The organism is Mesorhizobium sp. M7A.F.Ca.CA.002.15.2.1, from assembly GCF_003998715.1.
Classification (GTDB): domain Bacteria; phylum Pseudomonadota; class Alphaproteobacteria; order Rhizobiales; family Rhizobiaceae; genus Mesorhizobium; species Mesorhizobium ciceri.
This window is the reverse complement of sequence record NZ_RZPI01001123.1, coordinates 1-920: the sequence shown is the minus strand read 5'-3', so window position 1 is coordinate 920 and position 920 is coordinate 1. Positions and strand designations below refer to the sequence as shown.

Below are 920 nucleotides of genomic sequence, written 5' to 3'. Positions count from 1 at the left end.
GGGGATAGCGGTGCCGGAATCGACCACCGCGTCGGCCGGCTTGGTGAAGAAGAAGGGCGGATCACGCTCGTCATTGCCGAATTCGCGGGCATGCGCCGCGTAGTTGCGGCCGACGCAGTAGATACGGCGCACCGCAAAACGATCGGACGAGCCGGCAACGGCCACCGATGCGGTTGCGGGCAGGGGAAGGACGAATTCTGTCATCAAGGGTCTCTGCTTGGTTGCCGGAACATTCGACCGATTTGGGGGCCTGGACAAGGCGATTTGGTCGAGAAAGTGCCGGCGGCACTTTCCGCCGGAGATGGCGATATACTATTTGGCAATAATCTGGCCATGGTGGAGAGGTTATTCTAATCGCTCACGAACTGAAATGAACCCCATGACCGCAACCCACGATCGCGCCCGGTTTCTGATCATCGACGACCATCCGCTGTTTCGTGAGGCGCTGCACAGCGCCGTGCAGATGGCCTATCCGGAAGTCGACACGGTGGAGGCGCGCTCGATCACCGAGGCGCTCGATCTTCTGGCCGATGCCAAGCCGTTCGACCTCGCGCTTCTCGACCTCTCGATGCCCGACGTGCACGGTTTTGACGGCCTGCTGCAACTCCGGACCCGCTATCCGCGCCTGCCCGTGGTGATCGTCTCTGGTTACGAGGAGCCGAAGATCATTTCCGAAGCGCTGTCCTATGGCGCTGCCGGCTTCATCCCGAAATCGGCGCGCAAGAGCGACCTCGCCGCAGCCATCCGCTCGGTGATGGAAGGCGCGATCTATGTGCCGGAGACCTACGAAGGCCGGCCGCCGGACGCCGACAGCGCCGACCGCGCCGACATGGTGCAGCGCCTGTCGACGCTAACGCCGCAGCAACTGCGCGTGCTGCAGATGCTGCGCCAGGGCCTGCTCAACAAGCAGATCGCCTACG

2 protein-coding genes are annotated in these 920 nt (G+C 62.9%); one reads left to right on the top strand and one right to left on the bottom strand.

The features are described 5' to 3' along the window. Positions 1-204, bottom strand: a 204-nt coding sequence (locus ENZ74_RS33095) for a fumarylacetoacetate hydrolase family protein (RefSeq protein WP_206522399.1), incomplete at its 3' end; no start/stop codon positions are given. A gap of 175 nt (positions 205-379) precedes the next feature. Here ENZ74_RS33095 and ENZ74_RS33090 point away from each other — a divergent pair. Beyond that, on the top strand, positions 380-920 hold a 541-nt coding region (locus tag ENZ74_RS33090), incomplete at its 3' end, for a response regulator transcription factor (RefSeq protein WP_164761462.1).